15 protein-coding genes, 1 tRNA gene and 1 pseudogene are annotated in these 15,364 nt (G+C 67.2%); 5 read left to right on the forward strand and 12 right to left on the reverse strand.

What is annotated here, in order from left to right:
* Window positions 1-23: 23 nt before the first annotated feature.
* The 4 genes from FG385_RS05015 to FG385_RS05030 all read right to left on the reverse strand — a co-directional run bounded on the left by FG385_RS05015 (window position 24) and on the right by FG385_RS05030 (window position 4,473).
* Complete coding sequence (locus tag FG385_RS05015; protein ID WP_139095398.1) at window positions 24-1,226, reverse strand: glycosyltransferase family 4 protein; 1,203 nt, start codon at window positions 1,224-1,226, stop codon at window positions 24-26.
* Window positions 1,207-2,523 (reverse strand): nucleotide sugar dehydrogenase, encoded by a 1,317-nt coding sequence (locus tag FG385_RS05020; RefSeq protein ID WP_139095399.1) that lies wholly within the window; start codon window positions 2,521-2,523, stop codon window positions 1,207-1,209. The genes FG385_RS05015 and FG385_RS05020 overlap by 20 nt, the downstream gene beginning before the upstream one ends.
* 102 nt (window positions 2,524-2,625) lie before the next feature.
* Window positions 2,626-3,498 carry an LLM class F420-dependent oxidoreductase gene (locus tag FG385_RS05025; protein ID WP_139095400.1) on the reverse strand — a complete coding sequence of 291 codons (873 nt, stop codon included), beginning with the start codon at window positions 3,496-3,498 and terminating at the stop codon, window positions 2,626-2,628.
* Window positions 3,499-3,543: 45 nt separating this feature from the next.
* Window positions 3,544-4,473: a YncE family protein gene (locus FG385_RS05030; protein WP_139095401.1), complete on the reverse strand. Its 930-nt coding sequence runs from the start codon at window positions 4,471-4,473 to the stop codon at window positions 3,544-3,546.
* A gap of 129 nt (window positions 4,474-4,602) precedes the next feature.
* On the opposite strand from FG385_RS05030, the gene htpX reads away from it, so the two are divergent.
* A complete protein-coding gene (htpX, locus tag FG385_RS05035) occupies window positions 4,603-5,475 on the forward strand; it encodes a zinc metalloprotease HtpX (RefSeq protein WP_139095402.1) in 873 nt (290 codons plus the stop codon).
* Here the strand turns inward: htpX and rfbA are convergent.
* Window positions 5,463-6,347, reverse strand: coding sequence for a glucose-1-phosphate thymidylyltransferase RfbA (rfbA, locus tag FG385_RS05040; RefSeq protein ID WP_139095403.1), 885 nt, complete (start codon window positions 6,345-6,347; stop codon window positions 5,463-5,465). The two genes, htpX and rfbA, sit on opposite strands and share 13 nt — an antisense overlap.
* Window positions 6,348-6,438: 91 nt before the next feature.
* On the opposite strand from rfbA, the gene FG385_RS05045 reads away from it, so the two are divergent.
* Both FG385_RS05045 and FG385_RS05050 read left to right on the forward strand, forming a co-directional pair.
* The gene (locus FG385_RS05045) at window positions 6,439-7,335 is read left to right on the forward strand and encodes an alpha/beta fold hydrolase (RefSeq protein ID WP_139095404.1); all 897 of its coding nucleotides are present in this window, start codon (window positions 6,439-6,441) and stop codon (window positions 7,333-7,335) included.
* Window positions 7,287-7,892 carry a TetR/AcrR family transcriptional regulator gene (locus tag FG385_RS05050; protein ID WP_139095405.1) on the forward strand — a complete coding sequence of 202 codons (606 nt, stop codon included), beginning with the start codon at window positions 7,287-7,289 and terminating at the stop codon, window positions 7,890-7,892. Before FG385_RS05045 ends, FG385_RS05050 begins: the two co-directional genes overlap by 49 nt.
* Window positions 7,893-7,912: 20 nt before the next feature.
* Here FG385_RS05050 and FG385_RS05055 read toward each other — a convergent pair whose 3' ends face one another.
* Window positions 7,913-8,995: a sialidase family protein gene (locus FG385_RS05055; protein WP_139095574.1), complete on the reverse strand. Its 1,083-nt coding sequence runs from the start codon at window positions 8,993-8,995 to the stop codon at window positions 7,913-7,915.
* Between the two features lie 233 nt (window positions 8,996-9,228).
* The gene (locus FG385_RS05060; protein WP_139095406.1) at window positions 9,229-9,720 is read right to left on the reverse strand and encodes a YajQ family cyclic di-GMP-binding protein; all 492 of its coding nucleotides are present in this window, start codon (window positions 9,718-9,720) and stop codon (window positions 9,229-9,231) included.
* A gap of 123 nt (window positions 9,721-9,843) precedes the next feature.
* Between FG385_RS05060 and FG385_RS05065 the strand changes: the two genes are divergently transcribed.
* Window positions 9,844-9,925: transfer RNA gene (locus FG385_RS05065), tRNA-Tyr, on the forward strand.
* Window positions 9,926-10,048: 123 nt separating this feature from the next.
* On the opposite strand, the gene FG385_RS05070 is transcribed toward FG385_RS05065, so the two are convergent.
* The 5 genes and pseudogenes from FG385_RS05070 to FG385_RS05090 form a co-directional block, all read right to left on the reverse strand.
* Window positions 10,049-10,270 (reverse strand): site-specific integrase, encoded by a 222-nt coding sequence (locus FG385_RS05070; RefSeq protein WP_407645456.1) that lies wholly within the window; start codon window positions 10,268-10,270, stop codon window positions 10,049-10,051.
* Window positions 10,271-10,609: 339 nt separating this feature from the next.
* Window positions 10,610-11,803 carry an IS701 family transposase gene (locus FG385_RS05075; protein WP_139095407.1) on the reverse strand — a complete coding sequence of 398 codons (1,194 nt, stop codon included), beginning with the start codon at window positions 11,801-11,803 and terminating at the stop codon, window positions 10,610-10,612.
* Window positions 11,804-11,918: 115 nt separating this feature from the next.
* Window positions 11,919-13,729: pseudogene (locus FG385_RS05085) on the reverse strand (IS481 family transposase).
* A gap of 82 nt (window positions 13,730-13,811) precedes the next feature.
* Window positions 13,812-13,943: a hypothetical protein gene (locus FG385_RS35270; protein WP_268815904.1), complete on the reverse strand. Its 132-nt coding sequence runs from the start codon at window positions 13,941-13,943 to the stop codon at window positions 13,812-13,814.
* 153 nt (window positions 13,944-14,096) lie between these two features.
* Window positions 14,097-14,381 carry a hypothetical protein gene (locus FG385_RS05090; protein ID WP_139095410.1) on the reverse strand — a complete coding sequence of 95 codons (285 nt, stop codon included), beginning with the start codon at window positions 14,379-14,381 and terminating at the stop codon, window positions 14,097-14,099.
* Between the two features lie 104 nt (window positions 14,382-14,485).
* On the opposite strand from FG385_RS05090, the gene FG385_RS05095 reads away from it, so the two are divergent.
* On the forward strand, window positions 14,486-15,046 hold the full coding sequence (locus tag FG385_RS05095; protein ID WP_139095411.1) for a TetR/AcrR family transcriptional regulator: 561 nt from the start codon (window positions 14,486-14,488) through the stop codon (window positions 15,044-15,046).
* Window positions 15,047-15,364: the final 318 nt, after the last annotated feature.

The following is a 15,364-nucleotide window of genomic DNA, read 5'->3' on the forward strand; positions in this document are numbered from 1 at the left end:
CTTGTTCAAAACGCGACCGTTGGCTATTGACTCATTCCGGTTCCGGACGGGTTCAAACCTGCATAGGCGGCCAGCAAAACCCTGGCGGACTCGCGCCAGGCGAGCGGTCCTTCGACCCGGGCCTGCCCGAGTTTGCCCATACGGGCCCGCTCTTCGGGGTTGTCGAGGAGTTTCCCGATCAAACCGGCGAACGCGGCCTCGTCGTTCGCGGGTGCGTAGACGGCGGCCTCGCCGGCCGACACGCGCGCTTCCTTCAGGTCGAACGAGACGATCGGTTTGGCCATCGCCATGTATTCCATGATCTTGTTCATGGTCGACACGTCGTTCAGGGGATTGCGCGGATCCGGTGACAGACAGACATCGGCGGTGGACAGATAGCGCACGAGATCTTCGTCGGGAATGCGTCCGGTGAATTCGACGTACTCCGTCAGGCCCAGTTTCGCGGACAGTTGGACCATCGCGTCGAAGGTGTCGCCTGAGCCGACGAACACGGCATGCCAGTCCGTCCGCCGCTCCTTCAACAGCGCGAGCGCCCGCAGCGCGTAGTCGACCCCGTCCTGCGGGCCCATCACGCCGAGGTAGCAGAGCAGGTAGGGCTTGCCGCCCTTGAGTTCCGGCTCGGGCCGCACCTGCCGGAACCGCTCGACCGCGGGCGCGCTGCGCACCACATGGACCTCTTCCGGCCGCTTGCCGCCGCGGCTGATCGCGATCCGGCGGTAGCTCTCGTTCGTCGCGATGACCAGGTCCGCCGCGCGGTAGGTCGCCCGCTCCAGCGCGCACACCCCGCGGTAGAGCAGGTCCTCGCCGCGATCGAACCGCGAAAGGTACAGCTCTGGCACGAGATCGTGCTGGTCGAAGACGAACTTCGCGCCGCGGCGCTTGAGCATCAGCGCGACCAGGAACAGCAGGTCCGGCGGGTTGCACGCGTGCACGATGTCGAACCGGCCGAGCCGCCGCGCGATCCGGAACGTGTGCCACAGCGCGGTGCCGTACTCCTGGAGGTAACCGGCCGGGCCACCGGTGGCCGCCTTCAGCGGGTACCGGTGGATGCGCACGCCGTCGATGATCGTTTCGCGCTCGGTGTCGCGCTTTGTCCCTTGTGGACAGATGACGTGCACTTCCCAGCCCGCGTCGCGCAGTGTCGTGCACTCCTGCCACACGCGCCGGTCGAAGGGAACTGAAAGATTCTCGACGAGGATGAGCGCTCTACCAGGCAAGGCCGACATATCCCTGTTCGGTCCGGCGCACGTCGGCGTCCGGAAGGCGGACGAGGTCGATCAGGATGTGCTTCCCGCCGTGCGGCAGCGCGCCCAGCACGGACGGGTCGGTCGAGCCGACGAGGCAGACGTCCGCGTGCTCGAGGACTTCCGCCACCGAGCCGGCCAGCAGTTGCCCGAGATGCGGCAGGCGGCTCTCGATGTACTCGCGGTTGGCGCCCATCAGCCGGGACAGGCTCACGTTCGCGTCGTAGATGCGCAGGTCGTATCCCTTGCCCAGCAAGCGTTCCGCCAGTTCGACGAGCGGGCTCTCACGCAGGTCGTCGGTACCGGGTTTGAACGACAGCCCGAACAGTCCGACCTTGCGCTTTCCCGTGCGCGCGACCAGTTCGAACGCGCGGCGAAGGTGTTCCTCGTTGGAGGGCAGCACATGCGCGAGGATCGGCACCGAGACGTCGGCGCGGTGCGCGGCGTGCACGAGCCCGCGCAGGTCCTTCGGCAGGCACGAACCACCGAACGCGAATCCGGGCCGCAGGTAGGCCGGGCTGATGTTGAGCTTGCGGTCGGCGAGGAACACGTCCATCACACGGTGCGAGTCCAGCCCGAGCGCGTGGCAGATCGCGCCGAGTTCGTTCGCGAAGCCGATCTTCAAGCCGTGGAAGGCGTTGTCGGCGTACTTCGCCATTTCCGCGACCGGGATCGGCACGCGGAACACGTCCCCGGGCAGGCCTTCGTAGAGTGCGGCGACGGCGTCGCCGCTCGGCGGGTCGATCTCGCCGATGACCGTCTTCGGCGGCTCGAAGAAGTCCTTGACGCTGGTGCCTTCGCGCAGGAATTCCGGGTTGACCGCGACGCCGAACCCGACGCCCGCGGTCAGGCCCGAGGCCTTTTCCAGGATGGGCACCAGCAGTTCGAGGCACGTGCCCGGCAGCATCGTGCTGCGGAAGACGACGGTGTGCCGGTCCACCTTGTCCTTGAGGGCGGCGCCGATCTGTTCGGTGACCCGTTCCAGATAGGCGGTGGACAGGCTGCCGTTCGGCGCCGACGGCGTGCCGACGCAGATCAGCGAAATCTCGCTGTGCGCGATGGCTTCGGCGACGTCGTCCGTGGCCCGCAGCGCACCGGACCGCACGACTTGTTCGGTCAGCTCACCGATTCGTTCCTCGACCACGGGCGCGCGCCCGCCGCGAACGAGCCCGACCTTGACCGGGTTGACATCGACCCCGATCACCTGATGGCCACGGCCGGCCAGGCACGCGGCGGACACGCAGCCGACGTAGCCGAGCCCGAAGACACTGATCTTCATGCAGAAACTCCCGCCGCATCCGACTGCCCCAAGGGTCGGACGCAGCGGGAGTGTCGTTACAGCACTACCTTTTCGTGAATGACTTCCCGGCCCGTGTCGTGATCAGAAATTCGCCGCCTCGGGAATGACGTCCTTCGCGAAGATCTCGAATGGCTTGAGTTCGGGAACCGTCGGGCAGTACCCGATCGCGGCGTCCACGCCGAGGCCGGACAGCCGCCGCAGTTCGGTCAGCAACTCTCCGGTCCGTTCGCCGTTCGCCCCGATGTCCATCGGGTGGTAGACGGTCTTGGTGATCTCGTCGTAATCGCGGCCTTCCTTCTCACAATGGCCGCGCAGGACGTCGAGTTTGTGTTCGAGTTCGGGGCCGTTGAAGATATTGCAGGCGTCGCCGTACTTCGCGACGAATCGCAGGGTCTTCTGTTCCCCGCTACCGCCGACCATGATCGGTGGATGCGGTTCGCTGAGCGCCTGCGGATGGTTGATCAGCCGCTCGGCGTGGATGTAGTCGCCTTCGAACGGGCCGTCGTCGTCGGAGAACATCTGGCGGATGTAGCGCAGGGCCTCCTCGAGCATTTCGAACCGCTCCTTCGTGGCGGGGAACGGAAAGCCGAGCCCGCGCGACTCTTCTTCGTTCCAGCCGGCGCCGATGCCGAGCACCGCCCGCCCGCCGGAGAGCACGTCGAGCGTGGTGACGGCCTTGGCGAGCACGCCCGGCTGCCGGTAGATCACACCGGTGATCACGGTGAGCAGCTTGGCCCGCCTCGTATGCGCGGCGAGGTAGCCCAGCGTCGTGTACGCCTCGAGCATGTCGTTCTCGGCCGGGCCGACGGAGGAGATCTGGAAGAAATGGTCCATCACCGCGAGGTATTCGAACCCGGCGTCGTCCGCGGCGCGGGCGACTCCGGCGAGTTCGGCACCCAGCTTGGCCGGACCGTTGGGCCAGGTGAAATTGGGAATCTGCAGTCCGAGTTTCATGGAAATACCTCCATGGCCGAACCTATACCTGGATCGGCTCCAGGATCAGAATCCGTCGATCGCGTACAGCTGATCGTGCAGTGGGTCGGTGACGCAGACGGCCGCCGTGCGCTGATCGATGGCCATTCCACCGGGATTGATCCCGAGCGAAAGCTGGTCGACGATCTTCCCGGCGAAGCCGTCGATCTTGACCAGCCCGTCGGGACCTCCGTTGGCGTAGACGGTGTTGCTCGCCTGGTGCACCACGACCGACGAAGCCTCGCTGCGCAGGATGACCTTCGCGCGCTCCGTACGGGATGCACCATCGATCACGGACAGGTGGTGAATTCCCGAATTGGCCACATACACCGTATTGCTCGCCTCGTGCAGGGCCAAACCTGACGGCCCCGCGCCGGTCGCGATGCTCGCCGTGAAGTCGCCCGAGCCGAGGTCGAGCACCTCGACGGTGCCGGCGGCGGGGTTCGTCAGGTAGGCGACCTGACGCTGCCCGTCGACCCGGATGCCGCCGAATCCCTTGCCAGGCCCGCGCAGCAGGCCGGTGAGCGTTCCGGCGATGGTGTCGATCACGGCGACGGAGCCGGTGGTGCCGCTGGCGACGTAAAGGCGGTTCATGGTCGTGTCGAGGTCGAGCACCGCGGCGCCGGGGCCGCCGGCGACGACGCTGCGGAGCCTGCCGTCGGGGTCGAGGACGGTGACCGTGCCCGCGTTCTTGCTGGCGGCGTAGACCTGACCGTCTACTTCGTCGATGGCCAGATCGGTCGGCTTGCCACCGACGGCGACGGTGGCACCGTTGGCGACCGACACGCTGCCGTCGCTGTTCCCGACGTAGGTGACGCCGAGCCTGGAGTTCACCGCGACGACCACCGGGCCGGGCCCCACACGGAAGGTGCGGACGCGGGGATCGGCTTCGGCGGGGGAGACGGCCACGGCGCCGAAAGCCGCCATCATGGTGAAAAGTGCACGCCTGCCGAACATCCCGCCTCCCTTGTGGAACTCTAACCTGAACGTGGTGTGACGTCCGGCCGCGCGCGGTGAGAGCACCGTTACGGTGGAACTTTCACTGGCTACTCACGCGTTCACCTCTCGGAAGGAGGCGGTGAGCCAGTGCACAGGCATCAGAACGGGTTGAAGACAGCGCTGCTGCTCGGCCTGCTGAGTGCCATCATCGTCGGGATCAGCTCGCTGTTCGGGCGGACGGCGCTGGTGATCGGGCTGGTGCTCGCGCTGGGGATGAACGCCTACGCCTACTTCAATTCGGACAGGCTGGCGCTGCGCGCCATGCGGGCACGCCCGGTGTCGGAGGCCGAGCAGCCCGCGATGTACCGGATCGTGCGCGAACTCGCGACGTCCGCGCGGCAGCCGATGCCCAGCCTGTACGTGAGCCCGACGGCCGCGCCGAACGCGTTCGCCACCGGTCGCAATCCCCGGCACGCGGCGGTCTGCTGCACGACCGGCATCCTCGGCCTGCTGAACGAGCGCGAACTGCGTGCCGTGCTCGGCCACGAACTTTCGCACGTGTACAACCGCGACATCCTGATCGCGTGCGTCGCCGGGGCACTGGCCAGCATGGTGAGCGTGCTGGCGAATCTCGCGATGTTCGCCGGCCTCTTCGGCGGCGGCAGCGATCGCGAGGACGGGAACCCGCTGGTTTCGCTGCTGCTGATCCTGGTCGGCCCGATCGCCGCGGCGGTCATCCGCCTGGCCGTGAGCCGGTCGCGTGAGTACCAGGCGGACGCGTCCGGCGCGGAACTGACCGGGGACCCGCTGGCCCTGGCCTCCGCGCTGCGGAAGCTCGAGGCCGGCACCAGGCGCGCGCCGCTGGTGCCGGAGCCGCAACTGGTTTCGCAGTCGCATCTGATGATCGCGAACCCGTTCCGCCCCGGCGAGTCGTTCACGCGCCTGTTCTCGACCCACCCCCCGATGGCCGACCGCATCGCCCGCCTGGAGGAAATGGCGCGCCGCGGCTACCGGTACTGAGCTCCCGCGGCCCGGGCCACCGCCGTCACGTAGTCCCCGTAGCCGGACTTCGAAAGCTTCAGCCCGAGCGCGAGGCACTGGTCCGGGTCGATGTAACCCATGCGCAGCGCGACCTCCTCGAGGCACGCGATGCGCACGCCCGTCCGGTGTTCCAGCACCTGCACGAACTGCGCGGCCTCCAGCAGCGAGTCGTGTGTGCCGGTGTCGAGCCAGGCGAAACCGCGCCCGAGGTCGACCAGCTTCGCGCGCCCTTCCCGCAGGTACGTCAGGTTGACGTCGGTGATCTCCAGCTCCCCGCGCGTCGACGGCTTCAGCCCGCGCGAGATCTCGACCACCTGGTTGTCGTAGAAGTACAGGCCGGTGATCGCCTTGTTGGACCTGGGCTCTCGCGGCTTCTCCTCGATCGAGAGCAGCCGCCCGTCCCGGTCGGTCTCACCGACGCCGTAACGCCGTGGATCCTTCACCGGGTACCCGAACAGCACGCAACCGTCCAGTTCGGACAATTCCTGCTGCATGCGGCCGGAGAATCCCTGACCGTAGAAGATGTTGTCGCCCAGCACGAGCGCGACGTCGTCGTCGCCGATGAAGTCCGCACCGATCAGGAACGCCTCGGCGAGCCCGTTCGGCGCCGCTTGCTCGGCGTAGCTCAGCCGCAGGCCGAACTGGTCCCCGGAGCCGAGCAGGCGCTGGAAGCTCGGGAGATCCGTGGGCGTCGAGATGATCAGGATCTCGCGGATGCCGGCGAGCATCAGCACCGAGATGGGGTAGTAGATCATCGGCTTGTCGTAGACCGGCAGCAGTTGCTTGGACACCGCCTGGGTGATCGGGTGCAGCCGCGTGCCGCTGCCGCCCGCCAGCACGATGCCCTTCATCGCGTTCCCCCTCGTCCGAGTTTCAGCCTTTCGGGGAGATACCCTAGCGGCTCCATTTACATGCATTCAGTCTGTATGTAAATTAGGTCGCATGACGACACAAGAACGCCGCGCCACCCTGCCGCAGGGTGAAGTGCGCTACTACGAACAGGGCACCGGTCGTCCGATCGTCTTCGTGCACGGCGTGCTGACCAACGCCAAGCTGTGGCGGAAGGTCGCGCCCGCCGTGGCCGAGGCGGGCTTCCGGTGCATCACGCCCGACTGGCCGCTCGGCTCGCACGAGCTGCCGATGAGAGCCGCGGCAGACCTGAGCCCGGTCGGCCAGGCCGAGGTGATCGCCGATTTCCTCGACGCGCTCGACCTGCACGACGTGACTCTCGTGGCGAACGACACCGGCGGCGCGCTGACCCAGATCATGCTTTCGCGCCGTCCGGACCGGGTCGCGCGCGTCGTGCTGACCCCGTCGGACAGCTTCGACTACTTCTTCCCGAACCTCTTCAAACCGTTGACGGCGCTTGCCCGCGTGCCCGGTTCGATGCTCCCGCTCTCGCGACTGGTGCGAATCAGGGCGTTGTGGCCGCTGCCGTTCCTGTTCGGCTGGGTCGTCAAGCACCCGCTCCCGCGTGAGATCGCGGAGGCCTACCTCCGGCCGTTCCAGCGCTCGCCCGGTGTCCGCCGTGATCTGCGGAAGTTGCTCCGCGGGGTCGATTCGCGGCTCACCCTGGCCGCGGCGGACAAGCTCCGGACGTTCGATCGCCCGGTGCTGCTGGTGTGGGGGAGCGAGGAGAAGCTCTTCCCGCTCAAGCTGGCGCACCGCCTTGCCGGGGTGTTCCCGGACGCCCGCCTCGTCACCGTGCCGGACACGTACACGTTCATCTCGGAGGACCAGCCCGAGGTGCTGGTGCAGCGGATTCTCGAGTTCATGGCAGGCTTCGGCACGTGCGACGCACCCAGCAAGACCGTTCCAACAGCACAAAAGCCGCGCTGATGGCCGCCGCCCGCGAGCTGTTCGCCGCTCGGGGCTACTCCGACGTGCCCGCGGACGAGATCGTGCGGGCCGCCGGGGTTACGCGAGGCGCGCTCTACCACCACTACGGCGACAAGAAGGGCCTGTTCGAGGCTGTGGTGGAAGCGGTCGAAATCGAGCTCACGATCGAGGTCGAGGGAGTACTGAAAGCCGCGGCGGATCCGTTGAGCGGCATGTTGAGCGCGCTCGAGGCGTTCCTGACGGCATGCTTGCGGGACGAGGTCCGGCAGATCTCGCTGACCGACGCACCGGCGGTGCTCGGCTGGGCCGCGATGCGGGAACTCGAGGCGCGGTACGGCCTCGGGTTGCTGGAACGCACCCTCGAAAAGGCGATGGCGGACGAGCTGATCGTGGCGCAGCCGGTGCGCGCGCTCGCGCAACTGGTGCTGAGCGCGGTGATGGAAGCGGCGCGGATGATCGCCGCCTCGGCCACCCCGGAGACGGCGCGCGCCGAGGTCCAGCAGGTGCTGGGTACCTGGTTCGCGGGCCTGCTGGTGGGGAGCGGGCAGTCCGGCTGATCACCGCACCGGTGGCCGCTTCAGTTCGCCGGTCCCTTGCCGAAGTAGGTGGTGCACAACCCGTTTTCGTAGTCGGCGGCGATCTCCAGGACGTCCCGGCCGCCGTCCACCGGCAGCAGGGCTGAGCTGTAGTTCGGGCAGAAGTCGTTGAAGGCCGACGGCACCCGCACCGGTGCCGGGACCTCGTGCCACGGGCCGGCGCCGAAGTCGTCGTTGGCGAGCAGCACCTGGCCGTTCGTGGGGAGCGGGTCGCCCTTGGGGTTCGTGTAGAGCTGCCCGACCATGAGGATCCGCGTGCCGTTCGGGCCGCCGGGGAACAAGGTCACCGTCTGCGCGTGCTGGAAGTAGTCGCCGCCCGGAGCGACCACGCGCGTGCCCGGGTCGCCGGGGTCGCCGAAGTTCGCGCCGTCGGGGGAGATCTTGAAGTACGGGTTGCAGTACAGCTTGCCGTAGTTGCAGATCTCGTACCCGAAGTAGTAGCGCCCGTCCGGCAGGCGGCGTACCTGCGGCATGCCGGGGCGAACCCGGTCGGGCGGGATCGCGAGCGTGAGCTGCTTGGTGCCCCAGTGAATCCCGTCGGTCGAGCCGACGCGGTTGAGCACCTGGGCGTAGCGCGGAGCCTCCGTCTCGTCGGCGAAGTGCAGCCACAACGTGCCACCGGCGTCGACGTCGAACTCGGGCTCCCACACACCGTCGTCGTTGTGGGAACGGGCCGCCTCGGACAGGAAGGACCACCGGCGCCCGCCGTCGCGGCTGGCCCAGATCTTGATCGCCATGCGCCGCTCGGGGCCGGCGCTCTGCCCGTAGCTCGCCGCCCACAGGAGCGTGCCCGCGCGGAGGCTGCCGATCCGGCGGGGCAGTTCGAAGAGGGTGCCGCAGCACTCGCCCTTGACGCCTTCGGGGTCGCGGATCTGGCCGATCTGATGGAAGCTCGCGCCCTCGTCGGTGCTCTCGAAAACCGGCGCGAACGGCCCACCGGCGTCCCAACCACTGACCGCGGCGATGATGCGCCCTTTGTAGACCCCGTGCTCGAGCCGGACGAGCCGGGGATACGACCCCACCGCGAGCCGCTGCCGCTCCGCCCCCTGCGCCGGCGGGGCCATGCCTACCAGGAGCAACACGGCCAGTAGCAACACAGCGCACTTCCGCCCACGGCGCATTCCCTGTTCCTCTCACGCAGAGTACAGGAATTACATCACGGGGTAATCGGAATCGCAGTCAGACTTCGCCCCATGGTGCGTTGCGCGCTGGCTTCGCGGCGGTCGATTCCGCGTGATCAGGCCGCTCGTCGAAGGTCGGAGCCCGCGCGTCCCGGAATTCGGCGGTGCGCTCCTGGTCAGCGATAGTTCGTGAACTGGAGGGCGATGTCGAAGTCCTTGCCCTTGAGCAGGGCGATGACGTCCTGAAGGTGGTCCTTCTTCTTGCCGGTCACGCGCAACTGGTCGCCCTGGATCTGGGCCTGCACGCCCTTGGGTCCCTCGTCGCGGATGAACTTCGCGATCTGCTTGGCCTTGTCCGACGCGATGCCCTGGATGATCTTGCCGTTGACCTTGTAGATCTTGCCCGAGACAGCGGGCTCACCCGGTTCGAACGCCTTCAGCGAGATCCCGCGCTTGATCAGCTTCTCCTTGAACACCTCGACCGCCGCGAGCGCACGTTCCTCGGTCTCGGCCTCGAAGGCGATCGCCTCTTCCCCGGACCAGGCGACCTTCGCGTTGACGCCCCGGAAGTCGAACCGTGTGGACAGTTCCCGCGCCGCCTGGTTCAAGGCGTTGTCCACCTCCTGGCGATCGACCTTGCTCACCACATCGAAAGACGGATCCGCCACGTGTCCCTACCTCGTACGCTCGCGTTGTCGGCCAGGCCACACCCTAGCGCCGCCCCCGTCACCCCGGTTGCCCCCGTCGCCGGGCGGTTCTGTACGCTGTCGCTGGCTGGTTCACCCGGCCATGGCGGGTTGCCCGAGCGGCCAAAGGGATCTGACTGTAAATCAGACGGCACTGCCTTCAGAGGTTCGAATCCTCTACCCGCCACACCAGCTCAAACACCCCCATGACCTGCACGAACAGGGCATGGGGGTGTTCTTGTATGTGTCCGGTGCCGTCCGGCCGTGACCGGTCCTCAACGGGGTTCCCTGCCCAATGCGTGCCCACGGCTCAGCCGCCGCTGAGAGCCTGCTCCACCCGGTCGCGAGCGGCCTGCTCTCCGCCGTCGAGGCACTTTGCGTACACCCGCAGCAGCACGGCGAGACTGTGCCCGGCCCACTTCGCGACGCGCGTGGCCTCCACGCCGCCGTTCAGCCACGTTGAGACCGCCGCGTGCCGAAGGTCGTACGGGCGCTTGCCGAGTGGCCCAGCGGCGATCTCGGGGGTGAACACCCGCGCTCGTGCCGTAGCCCACACCCGGCCGTAGACAGTGCTAACTCCAAGACATCTCGACTTCGTTACCAGTTCGCTTCGCTCGAAAGTGCCGTTCGACAGGAATGATGTCGTTCGGGAATTCGTGCGCGCAGAACGGGTTGTCGAAGTGCTGGGTAGGTCTGCCGACATTGGGGTACAGTCTCGCATTGCTGCCAAAATGCAGTTGACGCGTGTGTTTCCCCCGTCGGCGTCGCGTGGCGTCGAACCAAAATTCCGTTGTCAGCGCGAGTCAACTTGTTAATGTTCGGGTCATTGATATTGAATTTTACTAGTAGGCAGCCGTACTTCGAGATCTGGTCATGTGAGTCGGGCCCGGTGGTGGTACCAGCGGGCGCGGGCTTGATGCTGGCGGCGCCACCATGACCAGTACAGGTAGTGCTCAGTCGAACGGCAGACCCTTGTTGCCAGGTTGAACAGTCTCTTGACCTCGACCACGGTCAGTGGGATTAGGCCGAGATCGGCAGGCGGCCGTTCGGTCGGGCTGCTCGGGGTGGGCAGTGATCGGGCGTACGTGCGGGTTTGAGCGGTGGTGATCGCGCAGACGGCGAGGGCAGCCATGACCAGGGTGATGTGTCGCATGAGTGGCGTGTAGAGGCGGACCTGGGACTGGTCGAACCCGAACTGGTCCTTGTCGAACTCGTGATCCTCCTCGATGGTCCACCGTTGTCCGGTCACGGCGACCAGGGTGGTCAGGGTCGCGGGCACGGGGTCGGGTGCGTAGCAGTAGAAGTAGGCCAGTTCGCTTGGCTTGGTCAGGCTGCGGCGGATCAGCAGGAAGTGGCGCGGGCTGGCAGTGCTCAGCCAGGCGAAGGAGTAGCGGCGGTCTCCTGTGGAGCCTGGCCCGCAGGAGGCGGTCTGCCAGGCCGGTGTTGGGATCAGCTTCAGTGTCGCGTCGGCGCGGACAACTGCTTTCGAGGGTAGCCGGATCCGGAACGAGCAGGGCACGCCCAGGCTGTAGCCGATCCGGCGTTTCTCGCACTCCTCGCGCAGGGCACGGTCGCGGCCGTAGACCGCATCGGCGGTGCACCAATCCACCTGGACCCCGGCGTCTACGGTGTCGGTGAGCAGTTCGCAGCCCAGTTGTGGCTTGGACTTGAACTCGTGCGCGGGGTCGATACCCATGGTCGTGCGGGTCGTCTCGTCGGCAAGCTGTTCGGCGGGGATGTACAACCGGGAGCCGACCAGGGCGTGCCCGCGTGGCGTGCTGTAGGTGGCGTTGACGAAGTTGACCGCGTTGGCCACCTTGCCGGCACAGCCGACGTACTGCCGCTTGACCCCAGCGGTGGTCGTGCCCGACTTCTCCTGCCCGCTCTCATCCAGCACCAACACCGCCAGTCCGTGCGGGTCTGCCAGGTGTTCGGCGACGAAGTCCCGCACCGCGTGCATCACCGCGAAGGTGTTCCACGACGCGCGTTCCAGCAGCCGCTGCATCCGGTGCGGGGCGGCGTCTCCGGCGTACTCGGCCAATGTCCAGCAGTTCTTGCGGGGCAGGTGTCAGCGCTCATGAAATTCCGCAGGTCTGAGGGGTTTTGTGTGGTCTCAGGAGTTCATTGTCGTGAGCGGCGCAGGACATCGATGAAGGGCTCGGGACATGGTGGACGGCGGGTCAGAGCTTGGGGGCGTGGATTTTGGCTTTCCAGCGGCGTACGGGGTGTTGGCTGTCGCGGGGGTGCAGGGATAGTTCGGCTCCGTCGCAGGTGACGCGGAAATGGGTGTCCTCGACGTGGATGGTGACGATTTTGCCTGCGTAGACGGTCCCGATGCGCAGGCGTTGGCGGGCGACCATGATCACGCCGTCGCGGGGGACCTTGCGTTGGACGCTGATCGGGCCAGGGGCCGGCGCGGGTAGCTGGGTCGTGGCGATCCGGGCGCCGCGGATCGTGGTGCGCTGGTCGGCGGGTAGCGGCGAGGGCAGGGTCTTGGCGAGCAGGTCGTGGTGGACGACGTGGACGAGGTGCCCGTCCAGACGGAGGGTGACCTTCGCGCCAGCCAGTTCGGGACCGATCTTGAGTCGGTGTCCGGCCAGGCTGGTGACGCCGTTGCCGTCGAGAGCGCGGTCGACCTCGATCACCGTGCCAGTCGGCAGGTCCCCGGCGCGTGCGGCCGAGGGTGCGGCTGGTGGCGGGCCGGCAGGTAGCGCGCCGCGCATTCTCAGCTGGTGCAGGTCCTCGATGGTCAGGTTGGACGGCCGGTCTTGACCAGCTCGCCATCGATCAGGACGTGGATGCTGTGCTCGTCGGCCCACAGGTGTGCCCGTTGGCCACCGCGCGGCGCGCCCAGCCGGATCCGCTGCACACCCGTGAGCACGGTGAGCTGGCCGCTGGGCGCGATCACCGTGTCGAACTCCACCGCCCCCGCCGACGGCGGCAGCACGATCCCGGGAGTGATCCTGGCCGCGGCCGCGGCGACGCCAGGGCCGCTGACGTGGGGCGTGGCCTCGTGATCCGACGGCGGGGCCACCGTGACCGTGAGAGGTTCCGGCTGTGCGCCCGGGCGGAACAGGCTGGCGGGTGTGGCCATGCCGATCGCCTGGTGCGGCCTGCTGTGGTTGTAGGCGTGCACCCAGGCGGTGATCGCCGCCTGCGCGGAAGGCAAGTCCACGAACGGCTCCGACCCATCCAGCAGCTCGCGGCGCAGGGTGGCATGCCACCGCTCGATCTTCCCAGTGGTGGTCGGCGAGTACGGTTTGGTCAGCCTCGCCGTGATGCCGTTCTCCCGGCACACCCGCTCGAACAACACCTCCGCCGGGCGGGGCTTGGTAAACCGGCCGGTGAACTGCTTGCCGTTATCAGTGAGCACCTCGGCGGGCACCCCATAGACCCGCATCGCCCTCAGAAATGCGTCGGCCACCGCACGCCCCGACGGCACCGCCAACACCGCGGCCACCACCACGAACCGGGAATGATCGTCGATGCCGGTGAGCATCTTGCATTCCCGCCCATCAGCCAAGAAGATCCCGCCCACCAGGTCCAGCTGCCACAGGTGCATCGGCGCTTCCCGTTGCCACCGCTTGTATTTCCGCTTGTGCTGCTGTTCCTGATGGCGCACCAGACCATTGCGGACCAGCACCCGGTGCACCGTTGCGCGCGAGGGCGGCGAGACGACACCGGCTTGGGCGAGTTCGAAGGCAATCCGCCGCGCGCCCCACCGAGGATGCGCACGCCGCATCTCACAGGCCAGCGCCTCCACCTCCGCCGGCACCCGGGTCGGGCTGGTCTTCGGGCGACGTGACGCCTCCCGGAGCGCGTCGATACCGCCGGCGGCGTGCTTGCCCTTCCAGGTATAGACAGCCTGCCGGGACACCCCGTACCGGACCGCCACCTCACTGACCGGCGAGCCGTCCAACACCTCCAGAACCGCACGGTATCGCTGCTCTACCAACCAATCCCGGCCCCGAGACGCCGCACTGTCCACCACGACCGGAGATCATCACGAGCATGATCGAATTTGTCAAGGAAGTCCCGAGAACGATCGGTCATCTATGTCCTGAGCCCCCACATCACAGCAGGTCGCTCATCAACCCGCGGATGTACTTGCGTACCTGCCGCACCGGTTCCACCCGGGAGAAGCACGCGCCGATCCGGCCGATCAGCGCGCCCAACTTCTCCTCGACCCGGCCGGCCTCTACCATGGCCGCAGCGGCCACCTCACGATCTTCGGTTGTCCACACAACACCTGATGATCACGCGGTGGCCGCGCCGTACCCGACCGTGACACGCGCCCGATTGCTTACCTGGCAACGGTTTGGTCGAGGAGCCCGGTCTGCCTTGGTGACTGGGTGGGTTCAGTCGCGAGTGCCGATCGTGCGGCCGGCGGCGTGGAACAGACCCATCGGCAGGGCACCGACGGCCAGGCCGAGCAGCACGAGGCCGGGATACCGTACTGGGTGCGCGCCCCACAGGCATAGCCCGGCAAGCGCCAGGCCCGACCAGCCGGCGAGCACGTTGACCACCGGGGAGGAGCCGAAAACGGTCAGGAACCGCTGCGCCGTGATGCCCTTGGTGAAGTGGGGATATGCGTTGGCCCCCAGCACACCGGCCAGCAACGCCAGCAGTACGGCCTGCCACATGTCCGTCTCCCTTCCGGTGCCGTGGAACCTGCTGTCCCTACAATCGGACTTGTGACTCCGGTTAAAGGATACGGACTGATCACTCCGATTACAAGGAGTGCCTGGTGACCAACGCCCGACCGCTACGCGCCGACGCCCAACGAAACCGCGCGCGGGTGCTGGCCGCCGCCGAGTGGGTCTTCGCCGAGCGGGGTACCGCTACCTCGACCGAGGAAGTCGCCCGCGCGGCCGGCGTCGGTGTCGGTACCGTCTTCCGGCATTTCCCCAGCAAGGAGGCGCTGCTGCAAGCCCTTGTCGTGCAGCGCCTCGCCCGGGTCGCCGCCGATGCCCGCGAACACGCCACGTCGCCGAATGCAGGCGCGGCCTTCTTCGACTTCTTCGCCGCCACCGTCCGTGGCTCGGCAACCAAACTCGAACTCGTAGACGCACTGGCCGAACTGGGCATCCACCCGGACGACGCGGTCGCGCCGATCGCAGAAGAGGTAACCGAAGCCCTAGCCGCGCTTCTCCAGCAGGCGCAACGGGCCGGGTCGGTACGCCGCGACGTCGACGTCAGAGACGTCATCGCACTGCTGGCCGGCGCCTCCCAAGCCCGTCGCTACGCTCCCGACGACCGGCCGCTAGACGTCATCCTCGATGGCCTGCGCGCCCCGAGCGCCCATTAGCACCCCGACGGATCCGACGCTCGGCCGTTGGGCCAGGAAAGCCGGAGAGCAGAAGATCTCAAAGTACGGCTGCCCTACTAGTTCGCCACCGTACAGGGCATGAAAATTGCGTACGGCCTATTGTGTGTGTGTGTCGTATCTGCTGCCCGACTTGTCGCTGAGTATCTTTCGAATACGCCCGGCGTCCTGTCGGAATCCAAAGATCATCGGGCCCGCTGCGATGAAGTGCCTGGCTGGTCTCCCGGATTCACCTCCCGGCCACGGTAGGAAAGTGGTGAACGGGTCATTTTCGAACAGTGTGCAGACCTCTATTCCTGC

It is taken from the genome of Amycolatopsis alkalitolerans (genome assembly GCF_006152065.1).
In the GTDB taxonomy this organism is placed as follows: Bacteria; Actinomycetota; Actinomycetes; order Mycobacteriales; family Pseudonocardiaceae; genus Amycolatopsis_E; species Amycolatopsis_E alkalitolerans.

What these genes read in the sequence shown, in the direction of transcription:
- FG385_RS05015 (WP_139095398.1), bottom strand. Translation starts at nt 1,226, where the DNA reads ATGTCGGCCTTGCCTGGTAGAGCGCTCATCCTCGTCGAGAATCTTTCA.
- FG385_RS05020 (WP_139095399.1), bottom strand. Translation starts at nt 2,523, where the DNA reads ATGAAGATCAGTGTCTTCGGGCTCGGCTACGTCGGCTGCGTGTCCGCC.
- FG385_RS05025 (WP_139095400.1), bottom strand. Translation starts at nt 3,498, where the DNA reads ATGAAACTCGGACTGCAGATTCCCAATTTCACCTGGCCCAACGGTCCG.
- FG385_RS05030 (WP_139095401.1), bottom strand. Translation starts at nt 4,473, where the DNA reads ATGTTCGGCAGGCGTGCACTTTTCACCATGATGGCGGCTTTCGGCGCC.
- rfbA (WP_139095403.1), bottom strand. Translation starts at nt 6,347, where the DNA reads ATGAAGGGCATCGTGCTGGCGGGCGGCAGCGGCACGCGGCTGCACCCG.
- FG385_RS05045 (WP_139095404.1), top strand. Translation starts at nt 6,439, where the DNA reads ATGACGACACAAGAACGCCGCGCCACCCTGCCGCAGGGTGAAGTGCGC.
- FG385_RS05055 (WP_139095574.1), bottom strand. Translation starts at nt 8,995, where the DNA reads ATGGCCCCGCCGGCGCAGGGGGCGGAGCGGCAGCGGCTCGCGGTGGGG.
- FG385_RS35270 (WP_268815904.1), bottom strand. Translation starts at nt 13,943, where the DNA reads ATGGTAGAGGCCGGCCGGGTCGAGGAGAAGTTGGGCGCGCTGATCGGC.
- FG385_RS05090 (WP_139095410.1), bottom strand. Translation starts at nt 14,381, where the DNA reads ATGTGGCAGGCCGTACTGCTGGCGTTGCTGGCCGGTGTGCTGGGGGCC.